The sequence below is a fragment of the Providencia sp. PROV182 genome (genome assembly GCF_028480325.1).
In the GTDB taxonomy this organism is placed as follows: domain Bacteria; phylum Pseudomonadota; class Gammaproteobacteria; order Enterobacterales; family Enterobacteriaceae; genus Providencia; species Providencia hangzhouensis.
Genome location: NZ_JAMPOL010000008.1, coordinates 59,592 through 78,999, shown reverse-complemented (window position 1 = coordinate 78,999; position 19,408 = coordinate 59,592). Strand labels below are relative to the sequence as shown.

Genomic DNA, 19,408 nt, shown 5'->3' with positions numbered 1-19,408 from the left:
GTGAATAGACGAAATTTTCTTAAACTCTCCGCAGGGGGAGCATTACTTGCGGGAAGTTCACCCAGTTTGGCGGGGCCTGAAAACCGTCCGCCGATTCCCAATTCTTTGGGGATGCTATATGACTCGACCCTGTGTATTGGGTGTCAGGCGTGTGTGACAAAATGCCAAGATATTAACCACCCAGAGCGTAACCCGGTCGGGGAACAAACTTGGTCAAATAATGACAAACTCACCCCTTATACCAACAATATTATTCAGGTTTGGAGCAGTGGAACAGGTGTTCATAAAGACCAAGAAAAAGATGGCTATGCCTACATTAAAAAGCAGTGTATGCACTGTGTTGACCCTAATTGCGTGTCGGTTTGCCCTGTTCAAGCGCTGAAAAAAGACCCAAAAACCGGCATTGTTCATTACGATGCCAGCGTATGTACTGGCTGCCGCTATTGCATGGTGGCGTGTCCCTTTAATATTCCGAAATATGCTTACGATGACAAATTTGGTGCGATTCATAAATGCGAGTTATGCAACCAAAAAGGTGTCGAACGTTTAGACAAGGGTGGCTTGCCCGGTTGTGTCGAAGTTTGCCCAACGGGAGCGGTAATTTTCGGGACGCGGGAAGAATTGCTCGCAGAAGCCAAAAAACGCTTAACACTCAAAGTGGGGGATGAGTACGGTTACCCAAGACAAACCTTACATAGCAATGACCCGAATGTGATTAAAGTGCCGAAATATGAGTCTCATGTTTATGGGGAGCTTGAAGGCGGTGGCACACAAGTCATTGTTCTTTCAGGTGTGCCCTATCAAAATCTTGGGTTGCCTGAATTGGAGCAGTTGTCTACTGGGGCTCGTTCTGAATATGTCCAGCACACCCTTTATAAAGGGATGGTATTGCCGCTCGCGGCGTTGGCAGGGTTGAGTTTCTTGGTGTATCGCAATACCAAGAATGATAAACACGAAGGAGACGACTCAAATGACGACGCATCATAAAGAGCAGCCGTTAGGCGGGCGTTTAGTCAGTTGGCCAATTATGGTCTTTGGGCCATTAGTGCTGATTTGTGTCATCTTGATTGTTAAACGTTTGGTCTTCGGCTTAGGCTCAGTTTCTGACCTAAATGGTGGCTATCCTTGGGGGATCTGGATTGCTTTTGACTTACTAATTGGTACCGGTTTTGCTTGTGGCGGTTGGGCGCTGGCTTGGGCGGTGTATGTATTTAACCGCGGTGAATATCACCCGTTAGTGCGCCCTGCGTTATTAGCCAGTTTGTTCGGTTACTCCCTCGGTGGTTTATCCATTACCATTGACGTAGGTCGTTACTGGAACTTGCCTTACTTTTACATCCCCGGTTTCTTTAACACCAATTCGGTGCTATTTGAAACGGCAGTGTGTATGACGATTTATATCGGTGTGATGGCACTGGAGTTTGCTCCTGCACTGTGTGAACGTTTTGGTTGGAAGGTTTCATTAAAACGCTTAAATAAAGTGATGTTTTTTATCATTGCGCTAGGGGCGTTATTGCCGATGATGCACCAGTCATCAATGGGGTCATTGATGATTTCAGCAGGGTATAAAGTCCATCCTATTTGGCAAAGCTATGAAATGCTACCACTACTCTCATTGTTGACCGCATTTATTATGGGCTTTTCTATCGTCATTTTTGAAGGGTCATTACTTCAAGCCGCATTACGTGGGCAGGGTGCTGATGAACGGCCATTGTTTGTTCGTATCACTCGGATCTTGCAGGTACTGTTAGTGCTGTTTTTGGTCTGTCGTTTTGGTGAGCTGATTTATCGAGATAAGTTGCACCATATCTTCAACACCGATTTCTACGCCATGATGTTTTGGATAGAAACCGCATTAATGGTTTTCCCATTGGTTATTTTCCGCATGCCATCACTGAGGAATGATTCACGGTGGTTATATGCAAGCGGTTTAAGCATGTTGATTGGTGCTGCCATGTGGCGGATGAGCTATTCCCTCGTTGCATTCAACCCAGGGGGCGGATACGACTACTTCCCAACAACAGAAGAACTTTTAATTTCAATAGGTTTCGTGGCAATAGAGGTATGCGCTTATATCTTATTGATCCGCTTATTACCTGTTATTCCAGCATTGAAAAAAACAACGATGAGCCATTCAGAGGCCCGAGGTAAAGCATGAGCCAACGTATAACAATAGACCCAGTCACTCGTATCGAAGGTCACTTACGCATTGATTGTGAAATTGAAGATGGAAAAGTCACCAAGGCTTGGGCTTCAGGCACGATGTGGCGTGGTATGGAAGAGATAGTCAAAGGAAAAGACCCTCGTGATGCATGGATGATCATGCAGCGTATTTGTGGGGTTTGTACCACAGTGCACGGTATTGTGTCGGTACGCACGATTGAGAGCGCCTTAAATATTGATGTGCCAGTGAATGCGCAGTATATCCGTAATATGATTTTAGCCGCGCATACTATTCAAGACCATATTGTCCATTTTTATCAATTATCGGCGTTAGATTGGGTGGATATCACCTCTGCGCTGAGTGCAGACCCAAATAAAGCGGCAGAAATTTTGAGAGGCGTTTCGACGTGGCCACTGAATAGCCCAGAAGAGTTCACGCGAGTTCAAGATAAAATTAAAAACCTGGTTGCCAGTGGGCAATTGGGTATTTTTGCTAATGGATATTGGGGGCACCCAGCGATGAAACTATCGCCTGAGGTGAACTTAATTGCTGTAGCTCACTACTTACAAGCCCTCGAATGTCAGCGTGATGCTAACCGTATTGTGGCGTTATTAGGAGGTAAAACGCCGCATATTCAAAACCTTGCTGTTGGTGGTGTCGCAAACCCTATCAACCTTGATGGTGTTGGGGTTCTGAACCTTGAACGCTTGATGTATGTAAAATCCTTTATTGACCGTTTAGGGGATTTTATCGAGCAAGTGTATAAGATTGACGCAGCGGTGATTGCAGCAGGCTACCCTGAATGGCTCGAAGTCGGTCAAGGTGCGAAACATTACATGTGTATGCCTGAAATGCCAATGGACGGTAAAAATGGGAGTTTTCTATTACCTGGCGGGTATCTAGAGAACAGTGACTTTAGTACTTATCGCCCCATTACTAGCCATACAGATGAGTATTTGATCAACGGCATCAAAGAAAGTAGCAAACATGCATGGTACAAAGAAAATGAGCCACAAGCACCGTGGGAAGGTACTACGAACCCGGATTACACCGGTTGGGATGATGACGGTAAATATTCATGGGTAAAAGCACCTACTTTCTATGATAAAACCGTTGAAGTCGGGCCGCTCGCTGATTTGTTGTGTAAATTAGCGGCAAAACATGAACCGACAGAAAAACACTTTAATGATGTGGTAAACCTGTATCAAACATTGACAGGTAACAATATTAGTGTGGACCAACTGCATTCCACATTGGGGCGGATTATCGGGCGTAGTGTTCGCTGCTGTGTACTGAATGAAACCTTGTCAATTCAATGGCAAGCGCTGGTGGACAATATCGCAAAAGGGGATCACACCACCTTTGTAAAACCCGTATTCCCAGAAAATGCCACCATTAAAGGTGTCGGTTTTGGTGAAGTACCTCGAGGTTTATTATCTCACTGGGTCGTGATCAAAGACGGTAAAATTGAAAATTACCAAGCGGTAGTGCCATCGACTTGGAACTCAGGCCCACGTAATTTCAATGATGAGCCAGGCCCTTATGAGCAAGCATTGGTAGGAACTCCTGTCGCTGACCCATCTAAACCTCTTGAAGTGGTGCGGACCATTCACTCATTTGACCCTTGTATGTCTTGTGCAGTGCACATTGTTGACCCTGAAGGTGGCGAAGTCACTAAGGTTAAGGTGCTGTAATGCGTATTTTAGTCTTAGGTGTTGGCAATATACTGTTGAGCGATGAAGGGATTGGGGTACGCATCGTTGAGGCTTTAGAACAGCGCTATCACCTACCTGAATGCGTAGAAGTGCTTGATGGTGGAACTGCTGGAATGGAGCTAATTGGCCCAATGGCAGATAGAGACCATTTGATCATTGCCGATGTTGTGTTATCGAGCCAGAAGGCTGGCTCGATTTTAGTCTTGCGTGATGACGAAGTCCCTGCGCTGTTTACACGTAAAATTTCCCCACATCAACTCGGTTTATCAGATGTGCTATCCGCTTTGCATTTAACCGATGAATTCCCACAGCGGCTAACATTAGTTGGCGTTGTACCTGAATCCCTCGAACCGCATATCGGTTTGACGGCAACAGGGCAGGCCGCTTTAGAGCCAGCTTTACAAAAGGTTATTGAGGTTTTGCGAAGCGAAGGCTTGGAAATCATAGCGAAAGAAGAGAGTTTGCATGCCGGATGACATATTAGGTTATGAAACTAACCCTCGGCCTCAGGTTGAGGCCGCATTTACGCGCGTTGCTGAACAATCGATGCATGATTTGTCATTTTTGCATCCAACGATGCCTGTGCACGCCAGTGAGTTTGCCCTGTTTGAAGGGCAATGGGTGGGCGCGGTGATCACACCATGGATGCTCAGCGCGATTATTCTACCGGGGCCTGAGCAATATTGGCCTCGCCGCGTGGTCGGTGACAAGGTTGGGTTAATCCTCCCCTATGGCGAAATGACTTATACCGTAGGTGAATTAGACGGCTTAACTCAATATTTTGCTTGCTCATTAATGTCGCCATTAGAAAAAAAAATGACACCAGAACAAGGTATTCACCTAACGGATGATTGCCAGCGAATATTGTTATCGCTCCCAGTTAGTGACCCGAATATTCCTCAAGCACCTGAACGTAGAGCATTGTTTGCCCGCCACTTAAGGGGGCAGGATGCATGAGGTTTCGTTATGCCAAAGTACGATAGAAATTATTGAACAGCAGGCGAAAAAAAATGCAGTTAACCGAGTCACCGGTGTTTGGCTTGAAATTGGCGCACTCTCTTGTGTTGAAGAGAGTGCGTTTCGCTTCAGTTTTGATGTCGTTTGCCGTGGTACGGTTGCAGAAGGCTGCCAGCTCCACATTATTTACCAGCCCGCACAAGCATGGTGTTGGGATTGCAGTGAAATAGTGGAAATAGACAGCCACCAATCGGTTTGTCCATGCTGTCAGGGGTTGAACCTGAAAGTGGAAAGTGGGGATAGTTTGCGCATCAAAGAGTTGGAAGTGGAGTAGCTTTTTGAGCTGAGCTTGAGGTGTATCAACTAGACTCAATGGACTATGTATTAATCTAATTTAACAATTTAGCGGTTGGGAGTGAAACTTATGTGTAGTACTTGTGGATGTGCGTCGGGAGAGCGCAAAATTGAGGGGGATGACCATCATCATGACCACCATCACGGCCATGATCACCACCACGGTCACGATCATCATGATCACGACCATGATCATGATCACGACCATGATCATGAACCTAATGGGCAAACGGTGATCATTCATCACCATTATTATCATCAAGGTGATGTCCACAACCATTATCACCAATATGAACCCGCACCTGCTGAAAGCAAGTCTAAAAAGCATAAACACAAACATAAGCATAAACATAAACATATTTATCAAACGGCTGAGGCAAGTTTTAAACCAGCTGGGGAACACCATGACCTTGATTATGGCCACGGTGAAGCAGGTACCCATGCACCGGGGATTAGCCAAAAACGCATGCTACAAATTGAGATGGATGTGTTAGATAAAAATAACCATCTGGCGGAACATAACCGTGAGGATTTTTGCCAGAAGAATATTTTAGCGCTAAACCTCGTTTCTAGCCCCGGTTCAGGAAAAACCACCTTGTTGACAGAAACGTTGTTAAGACTGCGTGACAGAATTAATTGCGCAGTGATTGAAGGTGACCAACAAACCACTAATGATGCACAACGGATCCGCGAAACGGGTGTGCCTGCGATTCAAGTGAACACAGGAAAAGGCTGTCACTTAGATGCACAAATGGTCCACGATGCAACAGCACGTTTAGAGTTAGCCGATAACAGTTTGTTATTTATTGAAAATGTCGGGAATCTCGTGTGCCCTGCCAGTTTTGACTTAGGGGAACGCCATAAAGTAGCGGTACTGTCAGTCACGGAAGGGGAAGATAAACCTCTCAAATATCCACATATGTTTGCGGCAGCAGATATCATGTTATTGAACAAAATCGACTTACTGCCATACCTGAATTTTGATGTTGATGCTTGTATCGCCAATGCTAAGCAAGTGAACCCCAATATCCAAGTTATCCAAGTGTCTGCGACATGCGGCGAAGGGATGGATGCATGGCTGGCATGGTTGGAGACACAGCTATGTGCTTAGGTATTCCGGGCAAAATAGTTGCCGTTGGTGAAGACATTCACCAACTCGCTCAAGTGGATGTTTGTGGTGTAAAACGCGATGTGAATATTGGCCTCATTTGTGAAGGGGAAACCGCCGATTTATTAGGCCAATGGGTATTGGTACACGTCGGGTTTGCCATGAGTATCATCAATGAAGAAGAAGCGCAATCTACCTTGGATGCGTTAACCGCGATGAGCCAGCTAGACCACGAGGTCAGCGATTTTAGTGGTTTAAATGCAGGAGCGGCAGATGCAGTACGTCGATGAATTTCGCGACCCTGTTCTTGCAAAAGCGCTGTTGGCGCATATTCATCAACGGGTGAATGAAATACCCCAAGCGAAACGACGCCCATTACAACTCATGGAAGTCTGTGGTGGCCACACCCACGCGATTTTTAAATTTGGTATTGACCAGTTATTACCCACTGACATTGAATTTGTTCATGGGCCCGGTTGCCCTGTGTGCGTTTTGCCAATGGGACGAATTGATAGTTGTATTGAAATTGCACAGCACCCTGAGGTTATCTTTTGTACTTATGGCGATGCAATGCGCGTTCCGGGGGAAAGGGGCTCTTTACTTGACGCTAAACGTAATGGGGCGGATGTCCGTATCGTTTATTCACCACTAGATGCCTTGGCATTGGCAGAGCAGCATCCCCATCGCCAAGTGGTTTTCTTTGGCTTAGGCTTTGAAACCACTATGCCAAGCACGGCAATCACCTTGCAGCAAGCAAAGCGCCGCCAGTTGACAAACTTTAGTGTATTTTGCCAACACATTACGATTATTCCCACCTTGCGCAGCTTACTTGAGCAACCGGATGTCCGTATTGACGGCTTTTTAGCACCAGGACACGTGAGTATGGTAATCGGGGCGCATCCCTACCAGTTTATTAGCGAAGACTTCCATAAACCCTTGGTGGTCACAGGGTTCGAACCCTTAGATATTTTGCAGTCGTTAGCCATGCTAGTTGACCAAATCGCTGATGGTCGTTGTGAGGTAGAAAACCAATATAAACGCGTTGTGGCCGATGAAGGTAACCTGTTGGCACTTAAAGCGTTAGAGGAAGTTTTTGAACTTAAACAAACCAGTGAATGGCGTGGGTTGGGGGAAATTGCAGGCTCAGGGGTTCAATTAACTCAAGCTTACCAATTTTTTGATGCTGAGAAGCGTTTTCAGGTACAACCCCATAAAGTGGCAGATGACCCGCAAGCACGCTGCGGTGAGGTGTTAACAGGGCGCTGTAAACCGAACGAATGTACGTTGTTTGGGCGCCGTTGTACGCCACAAACGGCTTTTGGCGCATTAATGGTTTCTTCTGAAGGTGCCTGTGCAGCTTATTACCAATATCGTCGGGAGGCATAAATGAGTCGTGATGCTAACAATGTGGTGACGATGGCCCACGGAAGTGGTGGGCAGGCGATGCAGCAATTGATTGAACAGTTGTTTTTGCAGGCGTTTGCAAACCCAGCGTTGAATGAGAGGGAGGACCAAGCTCGACTTGCCTTGTCGGAAATGACCGCATTGGGTGACCGTTTGGCATTTAGTACCGATAGCTATGTCATCGACCCGATTTTTTTCCCGGGAGGCAATATTGGTAAATTAGCTGTTTGCGGCACAGTGAATGACGTTGCAGTTAGTGGGGCTACCCCAAAATACCTTTCTTGCGGTTTTATCTTGGAAGAAGGTTTTTCCCTGACTGAATTGCAGGTTATTGTCGAATCTATGGCGGCAACGGCAAAAGCGGCCGGTGTGGATATTGTGACAGGCGATACCAAGGTAGTGCAGCGCGGGGCCGCAGATAAAATCTTTATCAATACGGCAGGTATTGGCGTGATCCCGTCCAATATCCAGTGGGGAGCTCAGCATATTCAAGTTGGGGATAAAGTGATTGTTAGCGGTACGTTGGGTGACCACGGCGCGACTATCTTAAACCTGCGCGAACAACTCGGGTTAGAAGCGGAGCTTTGCAGTGATTGTGCTGTATTAACGCCATTGATAGCTCCGCTGCGTGAAATTGACGGCATTCGGGCATTACGAGACGCAACTCGTGGTGGCGTAACGGCAATTCTACATGAATTTGCCCAAGCCAGTGGCTGTGGAATTGCTGTTAATGAGGGGGATTTACCCGTCTCTTCTGCAGTTAGGGGCGTGTGCGAGCTATTGGGTTTGGAACCGTTAAACTTTGCCAATGAAGGTAAACTAGTGATTGTGGTGAAACCTGAAGCGGAAAATGCAGTGCTTGCTACACTACACCAACACCCATTAGGGAAAGATGCCGCCACGATTGGCTGTGTGACTGAGCAAAAACAAGTCAAATTAGTTGGGATCTTCGGCACATCAAGGTTATTAGATTTACCCCACAGCGAGCCTTTACCCCGTATTTGTTAATTAAAAACGCCCTATAGATAAAACCTATAGGGCGTTCAAATCTATTAACGTCTTAACATGCCTTTATCGATGATAAACTCGATAATGGTCTCTAAGCCGACTTTTTTCTTTAAGTTAGTAAACACATAGGGCTTTACTGGTCGCATTCTTGCGGTATCGGCTTCCATCACTTCTAATGAAGCGCCGACATACGGAGCAAGGTCAATTTTGTTAATCACCAGTAAATCGGAATGGGTGATCCCTGGCCCACCTTTACGTGGAATTTTTTCGCCTTCAGCAACATCAATAACATAAATGGTTAAGTCTGCCAGCTCTGGGCTAAACGTTGCGCTGAGGTTATCGCCGCCGCTTTCCACAAATACGATATCAAGGTTTTTATGGCGGATGGCTAACTCTTCAACGGCCGCTAAATTCATTGATGCATCTTCACGAATAGCGGTATGAGGGCAGCCGCCAGTTTCAACACCAATAATGCGGTCCGCATCTAGTGCTTCGGCACGGGTTAAAATTTTGGCATCTTCTTGGGTGTAAATATCATTGGTGACAACGGCAATTTGGTAAGTGTCGCGCATGGCTTTACATAACACTTCTAATAATGCGGTTTTTCCTGAGCCGACCGGCCCACCGACACCAATTCTTAAGGGTTGATTATATTCTTGCATAGCATTTTCTCATGAACGAAAAAGTCGTGTGTATTGGGTTTCATGCCGACTACTGGCAATAATTTGTGCAGGTGTAAAACTACCAATATCGTCTAATGGCCAGATTGCCGATTGCGCAACCACTTCGGGTATGCGCTCAGCAAGGGTAAATAAAATATTTTGCCCCGCGCTTTGCCCTAAAGGGATAAGCTTAACACCGGACATCACCGTGTTTTCTAGCCAACCCCATGCATACGCGGTGCACAATTTTTCAACGTCAATTTGCCAATTTACCGCGGCGAGGGCGAAGGCCATTAGCTGGGTTTGTTTCACGCAGGTTTGCAGGTTAGCATCCAGTTCAATGCCTAGTTGAGGTAGCAATCGTGCAAAAGCAATTCCTCGTTGCCGCTCTTCTTGGCGTAGTTCTTTGGTTTCACGGCTGGCAATCATAAATTCACACCAATATTTCACCGCTTCAATATCACCAAGGGAAAGGGAAGTCTGAATTTGCCGTAAAACGGGAAGCTCTAATGTTGCAATGGCATGCGTCATTTGTGCGGTTAGCCAGCCTGCAAGGGTATCTGGTGTTGTTACCCAACCTTTTTCAATCGCCCATTCTAAGCCTTGTGAATAGGTAAACGAGCCAACAGGTAAAGAAGGACTAACTAACTGGTATAAGCGCAGATCTGCTAACATAAGCACACTCCCTGAACCTGATTAGTGATGGTGATCATCGTGGCCGTGATGGTGGTGATGACCACCGGATGAGCCGCCATAAGCCCCCGGTTCCGGTTGGTATTTTTCCAAACCGACACTAACCGTGGCACCTAACCCACGCGCCATATCATCTAACACATGGTCATGAAAATAACGGCACCAACCCGCTTCAATTTGCAAAGGAACATGGCGGTTGCCTAAGTGATAGCAAACGCGGGCGAGCAACAGAGCGTCATCGCTGTAAACGGTAGAAACTTGCTCTTTCGCGGCTTCGATTGTGACTAACTCACCGTCTTCAGTGGATAAAACGTCGCCTTCCTTCAGGATGGTTCCGCGCGGCAAAAATAGCCCCGCTTCTTGCCCATCACTTAAGGTAACTTTTAAACGGCTTTTGGTGCGTTCATCCATGGTTAAGCACAGGGTTAATGCACTTGGTGAATGGGGTTGTGGGGCAACCACTTTAATAAATTTTTTCATTTTCTGGCTCTTTTAATTAGGGGTCAGAATAAAAAGTAACGTTGTGCCATCGGTAACTCAGTCGCAGGTTCGCATACCAGTGGGATACCATCGGCTTTGACGATATAAGTTTGCGGGTCAAGTTCGATATGTGGCACATAACTGTTGTGCACCATAGAGGCTTTGCTAATGCTTCGGCAGCCTTCAACTCGGCTTATTTGGCTCTGCAAGCCTAATTTTTCAGGAACACCTGCTTCAATACCTGCTTTTGACATAAAAATCATTGAGGTATGGTATTTTGCTTTACCTAACGCTCCAAACATCGGGCGGTAATGTACAGGCTGTGGTGTTGGGATTGCGGCGTTAATATCACCCATTGGCGCATAGGCGACCATTCCCCCTTTCATAATTAGGGCGGGTTTGATGCCAAAAAATGCAGGGTCCCATAATACGATATCAGCTAACTTGCCTATTTCTATCGAACCGACTTCATGGGCGATACCGTGAGCGATAGCGGGGTTAATGGTGTATTTCGCCACATAACGTTTGATACGGTTATTATCGCTTTCTGGTGTGTCACCTTCTAAAGTTCCGCGCTGTAATTTCATTTTATGGGCGCACTGCCAAGTGCGAGTGATAACTTCACCAACGCGCCCCATGGCTTGTGAGTCTGAAGACATCACAGAAATTGCGCCCATATCGTGCAAAATATCTTCCGCAGCAATGGTTTCACGGCGAATACGAGATTCCGCAAAAGCCACATCTTCTGGAATTGATGGGTCGAGATGGTGGCAAACCATTAACATATCCAAGTGCTCATCAACGGTATTGATGGTGTATGGCATCGTTGGGTTGGTCGATGCAGGCAGAATATTCGGTTCTCCGACGGATTTGATCACGTCAGGGGCATGGCCACCGCCAGCACCTTCTGTATGGAATACGTGGATCACTCGTCCTGCAATGGCCTTCACGGTTTCTTCATAAAAACCGCCTTCATTTAACGTATCTGAATGGATAGCCACTTGCACATCCATTTCATCAGCCACATTCAAACAGTTGTGAATAGCCATTGGGGTAGCGCCCCAGTCCTCGTGAATTTTTAAGCCAATGGCACCCGCTTCAATTTGTTCGCGAATCGCTTCGGGCCTACTGACGCAGCCTTTACCAAATAGCCCGACGTTGATAGGCAGTTCATCAACAGCTTCTAACATGCGGTACATATTCCAAATACCGGGGGTGACGGTAGTGGCATTAGTGCCAGCCACAGGGCCAGTTCCACCGCCTATAAAGGTGGTAACACCGGAAACAAGACCTTCTTCTGCTTGCTGTGGGCAAATAAAATGGATGTGGGTATCAACGCCACCCGCGGTGATAATTTTACCTTCGCCTGCAACCACTTCGGTACCGGGGCCGATAACGATATCGACATTGGGTTGAACATCAGGGTTACCTGCTTTACCAATCCCCGCAATACGGCCATTTTTGATCCCGATATCCGCTTTAACAATGCCCCAATGGTCTAAAATAATGGCGTTGGTGATTAGCACATCGACACATAGGTCACTAGTGACTTGGCTTTGGCCCATGCCGTCACGAATAACTTTACCGCCACCAAATTTGACCTCTTCACCATACGTGGTGAAATCTTTTTCGATCTCTAGAAATAATTCTGTATCAGCTAAGCGTAAACGGTCACCTGTTGTTGGACCAAACATATCTGCATACGCTTGACGAGAGATTGTTTTCATTATTAATTCTCACTCTCTAATTTACCCATGACTTTGCCATGGAAACCATATATTTCTCGCTTGCCGCTAAAAGCCACAAGTTCAACTGTGCGGCTTTGTCCTGGTTCAAAACGTACCGCCATGCCCGCAGGGATATTCAAACGAAAACCGAGTGTATTTTCGCGTTCAAATTTTAGGGCGTCGTTGACTTCATAAAAATGATAGTGAGAGCCAATTTGAATCGGGCGGTCACCATGGTTGGCAACTTGTATCGTTTGGGTTTCTCGGCCTGCATTTAGTTCGATATCACCCAAAGCGTGGTTGACTTTAATTTCACCGGGGATCATTTTGTTACCTATACAATCGGGTCGTGAATAGAAACCAGTTTTGTGCCATCAGGAAATGTACATTCCACTTGGATGTCTTTGATCATTTCTGGCACGCCTTCCATTACCTGCTCTGCGGTTAATAGGGTTCGGCCTTCGCTCATTAATTGGGCGACAGTTTTACCATCACGTGCGCCTTCCATAATCGCACAACTGATCAGCGCGACGGCTTCAGGGTAATTGAGCTTTAGCCCACGGGCTAAACGCCTTTCAGCAACGAGGCCTGCTGTAAAAAGCAATAATTTATCTTTTTCTCTTGGGGTTAATTCCATTTTTTGCTCCTAAAAAACGTTTAAGTTGCCCAAATACGCGGTGGTTCTGGGCAATAACCTAACCAATATTGTCTTGTTGCCTGCCAAATATGGGCAAAGCAAGCCATCATCGGCTCGGTTTGAGAACCTAATAACCGTAATACTAAAATGCCGTCTACATCAGTTAGCCCATATTCAAGCGGTCTCACTTCCGTAGAGAAAAATACGGCCAAACTCTCGTGAAGTTCAGCTTTTAACTCATCGCTGGCGGGGTAGATATACAAGGAGCCGACCATAGGAAATTCACGCATGACGGCTGATTGTTTTTGCGAACCTTCGATAAATATGGATTCCGCTAAGGTGAGTTTGTCATCAATATAAAACTGCAAGCGGCCCCGAATATCACCGTTGTCGAATTGCTCGTTTAATACTGGGCGCCCTAAACATTGGATTTCCCAGCTGATAAATTTTGATGAACTAGCGATTCGAACGTGGGTTTCTAAGCGAACTTGAGCCTCAGGGAAAAAAATATTTTCTTGAGGTAGCCATTCTAAGAACCCATTGGGCGCAACAGTTAATGTTTGTACTTGTCGCGCAACACCGCCCGCACTGCGATAAAATTTTGTCGCACCGGGCGTGGTCAATAACGCATGGGCGTGTGGTTGAACATCAATATTAATAAGGAGTTTATCCCCCCCGACAACGCCACCGGGTGGATGAAGTAAATAGGTGTGTGCAATTCCTTGCTCGGGGTAGAATGGCCGCTGAACCATTAAAGGGCCGATATGTTGTTTATCCGTTAAGCGGGTGACGCCACGTTTTAGTTCATATCGTAAGAAGATTTCAGCTAACCAGCCTGATCCTGAAAAATCAGACATACTTTCTCCTGCAACTCAGTCAACTAAAAATACGCGAACATGTTTAGCTATACCCCAGCCAAAATTGGGTATTTGTGATGTAAAAGCTAATGCAAGTAGGGTAGGATGTGAATGAACGCCAAAAATCATTATTATTATGCAGTGTCGTAGGCTGCATGTGTATGCCGCGCGATTCTACACCTTATATCGAAAATTGCCTTTCAATTAAACAGCATTTTATTTAGAAAATATAACAACCATCAAAATAACAGTAAAAAATGAGCGTATATCTATATTGCGATTTCAACGTAACCGGACTATATTCTCAGCCGCACTGATATAGAGCTGATATGTTTCATTACTTTATATCTATTCAACAATCCCTTTTCTTGGGAAGTCATTCTGACATTAACAGCAGTTTATAGAGATTATGGAATATAAATTCTTTCTTTCAGAAAGCCAGATGGTGTTAAAAGCGTTTTATATTGAAAGCGCGATGATAGCCATGCTAACTGGCGCGAAAGGAAATATCGTGATCAATGGCCAATCCATTGAAATTGAAAGCGATGTCACCTTAATTATTCCTAAATACAGCCAAGTTTCCTGTAATATTGTGTGTAATACCGTGAAGCAGCCGCTTGAGTTGCACACGCTGTCGATGTCAGCAGAAGAATTACAAGCGGTATTTTTATTACTGAAAACATTGATGAAGTCCGGTGCGCCTCTGACTAGCCACCAACCCATCTACCATATTTCTCCCCCAGAAACTGTGAGAGATAACTTTAGTTTGCTAAAACAATGCTTACCATTAAAAAAACAGAGTGCATCCCAAGAAGCATTGTTAATGAAACAGAGCCTATATTTTATTTTAATGGCGATATATCAAGAAGGTATCGATATTCTGAATCTTTTTCGTTTCAATTACGATGAACCGAAAAACCAAGCGATCACCCATTTGATAACCCAAGAACCGCAAAAAAAATGGCATTTAGACGATGTTGCGAAAGCGTTATTTACGACCCCTTCAACGTTGCGCCGCCATTTGAACCGCGAAGGGGTGTCTTTTCGCCAATTATTGTTAGATGTTCGCATGGGGATGGCATTGAATTATTTAACGTTTTCGAATTATTCTGTTTTTCAAATTAGTCATCGCTGCGGTTTTGGTAGCAATGCTTATTTTTGTGATGTCTTTAAGCGAAAATATAATATGACGCCTTCTCAGTTTCGGTTGCAATCAAGGCAGTCGAACGACCCTAATTTTATTACTAATTTGTCCTTGCGATCTAACCCAATTGAATTTGACAAAGAAATTGATGAGTAGTTGTTAAGATAGGTCAAATAACGACTTAATTTTGACGGTTTCTCTAATAAATTCGCTGTTCTATTGATGTAGCGCCTAGCAATCAGGGCATTAAATTTAATATAACTCATATTGGTTACTCTACACATAGCGAATATCTCACCGATAGCGACACCAATGAAAATAACGGCATTGGTGGTTTGAAATAAAAAATAAAACCTATCTATAGAGGGATGTATGATTAAAAATATCGTTGCAGCAATGTGCCTGATGGGGCTCACACTGCAAGCTCAAGCCGTGGAACCTACTCAATCACAAACCTTACGTTTAGCTATTGGTTCAGAGCCCACTGAAGGATTTGACCCTATGCTTGGGTGGAGCCATGGCAGCTATCTACTGTTGCATAGCCCATTATTGAAACAAAAGGCTGACCTCTCATGGCATAGCTATATGCTTGAAAGTTATCAACATAATGCCGATGGTAAACAGTGGACACTTAAGCTGAAAAAAGGCTTAAAATTTTCCGATGGCTCACCATTGACCGCCAAAGATGTGGTTTTTACTTATAACAATGCCGCGGCAAGTGGCGGTAAGGTGGACATGGGCAACTTTGCCAAAGCAGAAGAAGTTGACCCGCTAACCGTGAAGATCACGTTATCTTCCCCACAAAGTACCTTTGTTAATGTACTAGGTTCGCTAGGGATTGTTTGTGCAGATAAATATGATGCGAAAACCTATGCACATAACCCGATTGGCGCAGGCCCTTATCGCTTAGTCGCATTCCAGCCGGGGCAGCAATTGATTGTCGAGCAAAATCCGTATTATGCAGGGCCAAAAAATGACTTTGGTAAAATGGTCTTTGTCTTCCTTGATGAAGATGCGGCCTTTGCTGCGGCACAAAGCAATCAACTGGAAATCGTTCGTATCCCTGCCGCAGTAGCAGCGAATGCTAATGATGTGAAAAACATGAAATTGGTTGAGCGCTATAGCGTGGAAAACCGCGGTATCTCTTTCCCGATTCCACCCGCGGGTGAGAAAGATGCTCAAGGTAACCCTATCGGTAACGACATCACTTCTGATGTTGCTGTCCGTAAAGCGATTAACTATGCACTTGACCGTAAACTATTGGCAGAATCCGTATTAGAAGGCTTTGCCGTACCGGCTTATACTGGCGTCGCAGGGCTGCCATGGAATAACCCAGACTCCGCTTTTAAAGATGGTGACCTTGAGAAAGCCAAATCTATTTTAGAAGAGGCGGGGTGGAAGCTGAATAAAGAAGGCCTACGTGAGAAAAATGGTAAAGTGGCGAAACTGACATTATGGTATGCCAGTGGTGATACCACACGTCGTGACCTTGCTCAGGCAATCCGTTCAAGCTTAAAACCGATTGGTATCGAAATGGATTTAAAATCGGGAAGTTGGGAAACCGTTGAACTACAGATGCATGCTAACCCAACACTGTTTGGTTGGGGAAGCTTAGACCCGATGGAAATTGTCCATAATTACAGCAGCAAAGCAGCTGGTGTTGGTTTTTATAACCCCGGTTATTATAAAAATGCGGCAGTTGATGAACTAATCGAAAAAGCGTTAGCACAAGCTGACCAAGAGGCAGCGATTCCATTATGGCAACAAGTGGATTGGAACGGTAACACGGGTGTTGGTATTAAAGGTGATGCTCCATGGGCTTGGTTAATGAACCTGCAACATATTTATTTGCTGAATAATTGTGTTGATTTAGGGACTAGTGCCCCTGAGATTCATGGCTCTTGGTCAGTGTTAAATAATGTCGATGAATGGGCGTGGACCTGTCAGTAATGCGAACTGCACTCGGGCTTTTATTGCGATTTATTTGTTTATTAACCGTAACGGCAGCGGGAATTTTTATCCTGCTGAGTTACTCGCCTATCGACCCAATAAAAGCCTATATTGGCAATGACTTACTGCATGTTCCCCCTGAGCAATACGCGCTAATTGCCGCGCGATGGGGGCTTGATCAGCCATTATGGGTACAGTTCTGGCGTTGGTTTTCACAAGTGTTACAGGGGGATTTTGGCTATTCCATGCTCTATAACACCCCAGTAATTCAAGTGATTGCTGACCGCCTTGTGCCTTCTTTAGCTCTACTTATTAGTTCTTGGCTGTTCTCTGGAGTTGTTGGTTTTGCGTTGGGTTTAGTGGCTGGGCGTTATTTAAACCGCTGGCCAGACAAACTCATCTCAACATTATGCTATTTACTGGCTTCAATTCCTGTTTTTTGGGTAGGCTTGCTGTTGTTGTCTTTGTTTGCGGTGACATTACAGTGGGCTCCGATATGCTGTGCTTGGCCGATAGGCTTGGATGAGCAAACGGCAACATTTTCACAGAAACTTCATCACCTAGTTTTACCTGTCATTGCGTTGGGTATATTAGGCGTGGGTAATATCGCATTGCATACACGTGCCAAAGTTGTTGAAGTGATGAGCAGTGAATTTATTCATTACGCACAGGCTCAAGGGGATAATGGTTGGTCGATGATTGGGTTTCATGTACTAAAACATGCTATTACCCCCGCAATTTGTTTACAGTTTGCTTCTATTGGTGAATTACTAAGTGGGGCATTATTAGCAGAAAAAGTATTTGCCTATCCAGGCTTAGGTCAGGCGACGATAGATGCGGGGCTACGTGGAGATATTCCCTTGTTGATGGGGATCGTCATGTTATGTGCCGCGATAATATTTTTTAGCAATACGGTAGCTGACAGCCTACTAAAAAAAGTGAATAAGGGAGTGATGAGAGCGTCATGACATATAACCCTAATCGCGCTTTATTTAAGTTAGCTTTTTCGTTGCTTTTGCTGGTTGTTGTCAGTATCTATGCGTTTGGTCTCTCCCTCAATGATATTGAAATGAATTTACTCGATAGGCGTTTGCCACCTTCGTGGGCGCATCTATTTGGTACAGATAATTTAGGGCGTGATTTATTTGCCAGAACCTTTCAAGGTGTGGCAACTAGCTTGCAAATCGGCCTTATGGCAGCGGTTACCAGTGGTTTTATTGCACTTGTCATGGCCGGTTTATCTTCAATAAGCAAAGTGATGGACTATGTAGTGCGTGGCGTTATTGATGCCATGTTAGCATTGCCACATCTTTTATTACTGGTATTGATTTGTTTTACGCTGGGTGGCGGAAAAATGGGGGTGATTTGGGCCGTTGCACTGACGCATTGGCCAAAATTAGCCTTAATTTTACGTTCGGAGTTACAACGAGTTAGCCAGTCAGATTATATTATGTTATCTCAACGTATTGGTAACAGTGCGTTTTACCGCTGGCGTTATCACTATTTACCGATGATTTTGCCTCAATGGATGGTAGGAACGTTGTTAATGTTTCCCCATGCGGTTTTACACAGTGCGGCGTTAAGTTTCTTAGGCTTTGGTTTATCGCCCCATGAGCCCTCACTGGGTATTTTATTGTCCGATGCATTGCGTTATCTCAGCACAGGAGCTTGGTGGCTGGTGGTTTTCCCAGGCATTGCCTTAGTTGGGCTAGTGTTATTATTTGACCAATTTGCTAAAGCCTTGCAGCAGCTTTGGTTGAAGGGGGCCGTATGTTGAGTCTTGATAATCTCACCGTGGATGTCGCGCAATTTCGTTGGTTAGGGCGCAAGCGTTGGGCTCCGTTACTACACGGAATTTCCTTGGATATTCGGCCCGGTGAGATGGTTGCACTGGTGGGTGGGAGCGGGGAAGGCAAGAGCTTGTTATTACAGAGTGTTTTGGGGTTACTTCCCCATAATATGCGCTGTCGTGGCGGTATTCACCTTAATGGTAAAAAACTGACCGAACAAAACAAAGCGCAGCACCGTGGTAATACATTATGCTATATACCTCAAGGAGTTAGCGCACTTAACCCATTAATTCGTATCGGGCCACAATTAGAACGTGCCGCAGTGTTAAGTGGGCAGCATATTAAAATGCACGATGTTGCGCGGCACTTACAGCAATATAATTTGCAAAGCTCACTAGTGGATAGCTACCCAAACCAGTTATCCGGTGGAATGGCAAAGCGGGTACTCGCCAGCAGTGCGACACTCTCTTGCGCGCAATATATTTTAGCGGATGAAATTTCATCATGGCTGGATGATGACCATGCTACACAACTTCTCGAAAATATTAAATCGCTTTGCCACGATGGCCGAGGTGTTTTATGGGTCACCCATGATTTATCCATGGCTGTGCGTTTTGCTGACCGTATTGCCTTATTGCGTAACGGAGCGTTGGAAGAAGTGTTAAGCAGCCAAAAGCTACAACAAGGCGGCGGTGGAAAATGGCTGCAATCGTTGTGGAATGCGTTACCGGAACATCAATTTATGGCAAGTAAATGAG

At 45.3% G+C, this 19,408-nt stretch carries 22 protein-coding genes; 15 read left to right on the top strand and 7 right to left on the bottom strand.

The annotated features are described in order from the left end of the window. From hybA to hypE, 10 genes are all read left to right on the top strand, one after another. Entirely contained in the window at positions 1-987 is a 987-nt protein-coding gene (gene hybA / locus PR834_RS06740) for a hydrogenase 2 operon protein HybA (protein WP_094961065.1), read from the top strand. Further along, positions 971-2,158, top strand: coding sequence for a Ni/Fe-hydrogenase cytochrome b subunit (gene hybB, locus PR834_RS06735; protein WP_004257947.1), 1,188 nt, complete (start codon positions 971-973; stop codon positions 2,156-2,158). The genes hybA and hybB overlap by 17 nt, the downstream gene beginning before the upstream one ends. Beyond that, entirely contained in the window at positions 2,155-3,858 is a 1,704-nt protein-coding gene (hybC, locus tag PR834_RS06730; protein ID WP_262960754.1) for a hydrogenase 2 large subunit, read from the top strand. The genes hybB and hybC overlap by 4 nt, the downstream gene beginning before the upstream one ends. Then, positions 3,858-4,355: a HyaD/HybD family hydrogenase maturation endopeptidase gene (locus PR834_RS06725; protein ID WP_072503048.1), complete on the top strand. Its 498-nt coding sequence runs from the start codon at positions 3,858-3,860 to the stop codon at positions 4,353-4,355. The genes hybC and PR834_RS06725 overlap by 1 nt, the downstream gene beginning before the upstream one ends. Next, positions 4,345-4,836 carry a hydrogenase-2 assembly chaperone gene (gene hybE, locus PR834_RS06720; RefSeq protein WP_004257937.1) on the top strand — a complete coding sequence of 164 codons (492 nt, stop codon included), beginning with the start codon at positions 4,345-4,347 and terminating at the stop codon, positions 4,834-4,836. The genes PR834_RS06725 and hybE overlap by 11 nt, the downstream gene beginning before the upstream one ends. Beyond that, complete coding sequence (hypA, locus tag PR834_RS06715) at positions 4,829-5,170, top strand: hydrogenase maturation nickel metallochaperone HypA (protein ID WP_004257935.1); 342 nt, start codon at positions 4,829-4,831, stop codon at positions 5,168-5,170. The genes hybE and hypA overlap by 8 nt, the downstream gene beginning before the upstream one ends. A gap of 90 nt (positions 5,171-5,260) precedes the next feature. After that, complete coding sequence (gene hypB, locus PR834_RS06710) at positions 5,261-6,301, top strand: hydrogenase nickel incorporation protein HypB (RefSeq protein ID WP_210853182.1); 1,041 nt, start codon at positions 5,261-5,263, stop codon at positions 6,299-6,301. Next, a complete protein-coding gene (hybG, locus tag PR834_RS06705; protein WP_004257928.1) occupies positions 6,292-6,588 on the top strand; it encodes a hydrogenase maturation factor HybG in 297 nt (98 codons plus the stop codon). Before hypB ends, hybG begins: the two co-directional genes overlap by 10 nt. Continuing rightward, positions 6,572-7,684 (top strand): hydrogenase formation protein HypD, encoded by a 1,113-nt coding sequence (gene hypD / locus PR834_RS06700; RefSeq protein WP_272536539.1) that lies wholly within the window; start codon positions 6,572-6,574, stop codon positions 7,682-7,684. The genes hybG and hypD overlap by 17 nt, the downstream gene beginning before the upstream one ends. Next, complete coding sequence (hypE, locus tag PR834_RS06695) at positions 7,685-8,710, top strand: hydrogenase expression/formation protein HypE (protein ID WP_272536538.1); 1,026 nt, start codon at positions 7,685-7,687, stop codon at positions 8,708-8,710. 44 nt (positions 8,711-8,754) lie between these two features. Here the strand turns inward: hypE and ureG are convergent, their stop codons facing one another. From ureG to PR834_RS06660, 7 genes are read right to left on the bottom strand one after another with little or no spacing between them, the layout of a single operon-like run. After that, on the bottom strand, positions 8,755-9,372 hold the full coding sequence (gene ureG / locus PR834_RS06690) for an urease accessory protein UreG (protein ID WP_004257918.1): 618 nt from the start codon (positions 9,370-9,372) through the stop codon (positions 8,755-8,757). Between the two features lie 9 nt (positions 9,373-9,381). Next, positions 9,382-10,047 (bottom strand): urease accessory protein UreF, encoded by a 666-nt coding sequence (locus PR834_RS06685; RefSeq protein WP_112307492.1) that lies wholly within the window; start codon positions 10,045-10,047, stop codon positions 9,382-9,384. Positions 10,048-10,068: 21 nt separating this feature from the next. Next, positions 10,069-10,545: an urease accessory protein UreE gene (gene ureE / locus PR834_RS06680; RefSeq protein ID WP_072503027.1), complete on the bottom strand. Its 477-nt coding sequence runs from the start codon at positions 10,543-10,545 to the stop codon at positions 10,069-10,071. 23 nt (positions 10,546-10,568) lie between these two features. Further along, positions 10,569-12,272 (bottom strand): urease subunit alpha, encoded by a 1,704-nt coding sequence (gene ureC / locus PR834_RS06675; protein ID WP_272536537.1) that lies wholly within the window; start codon positions 12,270-12,272, stop codon positions 10,569-10,571. Positions 12,273-12,274: 2 nt separating this feature from the next. Next, entirely contained in the window at positions 12,275-12,598 is a 324-nt protein-coding gene (locus tag PR834_RS06670) for an urease subunit beta (RefSeq protein ID WP_004257906.1), read from the bottom strand. Positions 12,599-12,606: 8 nt separating this feature from the next. Then, complete coding sequence (locus PR834_RS06665) at positions 12,607-12,909, bottom strand: urease subunit gamma (RefSeq protein ID WP_004257904.1); 303 nt, start codon at positions 12,907-12,909, stop codon at positions 12,607-12,609. 20 nt (positions 12,910-12,929) lie between these two features. Then, on the bottom strand, positions 12,930-13,766 hold the full coding sequence (locus tag PR834_RS06660) for an urease accessory protein UreD (protein ID WP_153674078.1): 837 nt from the start codon (positions 13,764-13,766) through the stop codon (positions 12,930-12,932). A gap of 409 nt (positions 13,767-14,175) precedes the next feature. Here PR834_RS06660 and PR834_RS06655 point away from each other — a divergent pair, with 409 nt between their 5' ends. The 5 genes from PR834_RS06655 to PR834_RS06635 all read left to right on the top strand — a co-directional run bounded on the left by PR834_RS06655 (position 14,176) and on the right by PR834_RS06635 (position 19,407). Continuing rightward, a complete protein-coding gene (locus PR834_RS06655; RefSeq protein ID WP_004257901.1) occupies positions 14,176-15,066 on the top strand; it encodes an AraC family transcriptional regulator in 891 nt (296 codons plus the stop codon). A 240-nt stretch (positions 15,067-15,306) separates the two neighbouring features. After that, positions 15,307-16,860, top strand: coding sequence for an ABC transporter substrate-binding protein (locus PR834_RS06650; RefSeq protein ID WP_231136027.1), 1,554 nt, complete (start codon positions 15,307-15,309; stop codon positions 16,858-16,860). Next, positions 16,860-17,828 (top strand): ABC transporter permease, encoded by a 969-nt coding sequence (locus PR834_RS06645; RefSeq protein WP_180312113.1) that lies wholly within the window; start codon positions 16,860-16,862, stop codon positions 17,826-17,828. The genes PR834_RS06650 and PR834_RS06645 overlap by 1 nt, the downstream gene beginning before the upstream one ends. Further along, complete coding sequence (locus tag PR834_RS06640) at positions 17,825-18,637, top strand: ABC transporter permease (RefSeq protein ID WP_004257889.1); 813 nt, start codon at positions 17,825-17,827, stop codon at positions 18,635-18,637. The genes PR834_RS06645 and PR834_RS06640 overlap by 4 nt, the downstream gene beginning before the upstream one ends. Then, positions 18,631-19,407: an ATP-binding cassette domain-containing protein gene (locus tag PR834_RS06635; protein ID WP_136135461.1), complete on the top strand. Its 777-nt coding sequence runs from the start codon at positions 18,631-18,633 to the stop codon at positions 19,405-19,407. The genes PR834_RS06640 and PR834_RS06635 overlap by 7 nt, the downstream gene beginning before the upstream one ends. Position 19,408: the final 1 nt, after the last annotated feature.

Coding starts and splice junctions, on each gene's coding strand:
- hybB (WP_004257947.1), top strand. CDS start 971: ATGACGACGCATCATAAAGAGCAGCCGTTAGGCGGGCGTTTAGTCAGT.
- hybG (WP_004257928.1), top strand. CDS start 6,292: ATGTGCTTAGGTATTCCGGGCAAAATAGTTGCCGTTGGTGAAGACATT.
- PR834_RS06655 (WP_004257901.1), top strand. CDS start 14,176: ATGGAATATAAATTCTTTCTTTCAGAAAGCCAGATGGTGTTAAAAGCG.
- hybC (WP_262960754.1), top strand. CDS start 2,155: ATGAGCCAACGTATAACAATAGACCCAGTCACTCGTATCGAAGGTCAC.
- ureC (WP_272536537.1), bottom strand. CDS start 12,272: ATGAAAACAATCTCTCGTCAAGCGTATGCAGATATGTTTGGTCCAACA.
- PR834_RS06665 (WP_004257904.1), bottom strand. CDS start 12,909: ATGGAATTAACCCCAAGAGAAAAAGATAAATTATTGCTTTTTACAGCA.
- hybE (WP_004257937.1), top strand. CDS start 4,345: ATGCCGGATGACATATTAGGTTATGAAACTAACCCTCGGCCTCAGGTT.
- ureG (WP_004257918.1), bottom strand. CDS start 9,372: ATGCAAGAATATAATCAACCCTTAAGAATTGGTGTCGGTGGGCCGGTC.
- PR834_RS06670 (WP_004257906.1), bottom strand. CDS start 12,598: ATGATCCCCGGTGAAATTAAAGTCAACCACGCTTTGGGTGATATCGAA.
- PR834_RS06645 (WP_180312113.1), top strand. CDS start 16,860: ATGCGAACTGCACTCGGGCTTTTATTGCGATTTATTTGTTTATTAACC.
- hypD (WP_272536539.1), top strand. CDS start 6,572: ATGCAGTACGTCGATGAATTTCGCGACCCTGTTCTTGCAAAAGCGCTG.
- hypB (WP_210853182.1), top strand. CDS start 5,261: ATGTGTAGTACTTGTGGATGTGCGTCGGGAGAGCGCAAAATTGAGGGG.
- PR834_RS06725 (WP_072503048.1), top strand. CDS start 3,858: ATGCGTATTTTAGTCTTAGGTGTTGGCAATATACTGTTGAGCGATGAA.
- hypE (WP_272536538.1), top strand. CDS start 7,685: ATGAGTCGTGATGCTAACAATGTGGTGACGATGGCCCACGGAAGTGGT.
- PR834_RS06635 (WP_136135461.1), top strand. CDS start 18,631: ATGTTGAGTCTTGATAATCTCACCGTGGATGTCGCGCAATTTCGTTGG.
- PR834_RS06650 (WP_231136027.1), top strand. CDS start 15,307: ATGTGCCTGATGGGGCTCACACTGCAAGCTCAAGCCGTGGAACCTACT.
- PR834_RS06685 (WP_112307492.1), bottom strand. CDS start 10,047: ATGTTAGCAGATCTGCGCTTATACCAGTTAGTTAGTCCTTCTTTACCT.
- PR834_RS06640 (WP_004257889.1), top strand. CDS start 17,825: ATGACATATAACCCTAATCGCGCTTTATTTAAGTTAGCTTTTTCGTTG.
- PR834_RS06660 (WP_153674078.1), bottom strand. CDS start 13,766: ATGTCTGATTTTTCAGGATCAGGCTGGTTAGCTGAAATCTTCTTACGA.
- ureE (WP_072503027.1), bottom strand. CDS start 10,545: ATGAAAAAATTTATTAAAGTGGTTGCCCCACAACCCCATTCACCAAGT.
- hypA (WP_004257935.1), top strand. CDS start 4,829: ATGCATGAGGTTTCGTTATGCCAAAGTACGATAGAAATTATTGAACAG.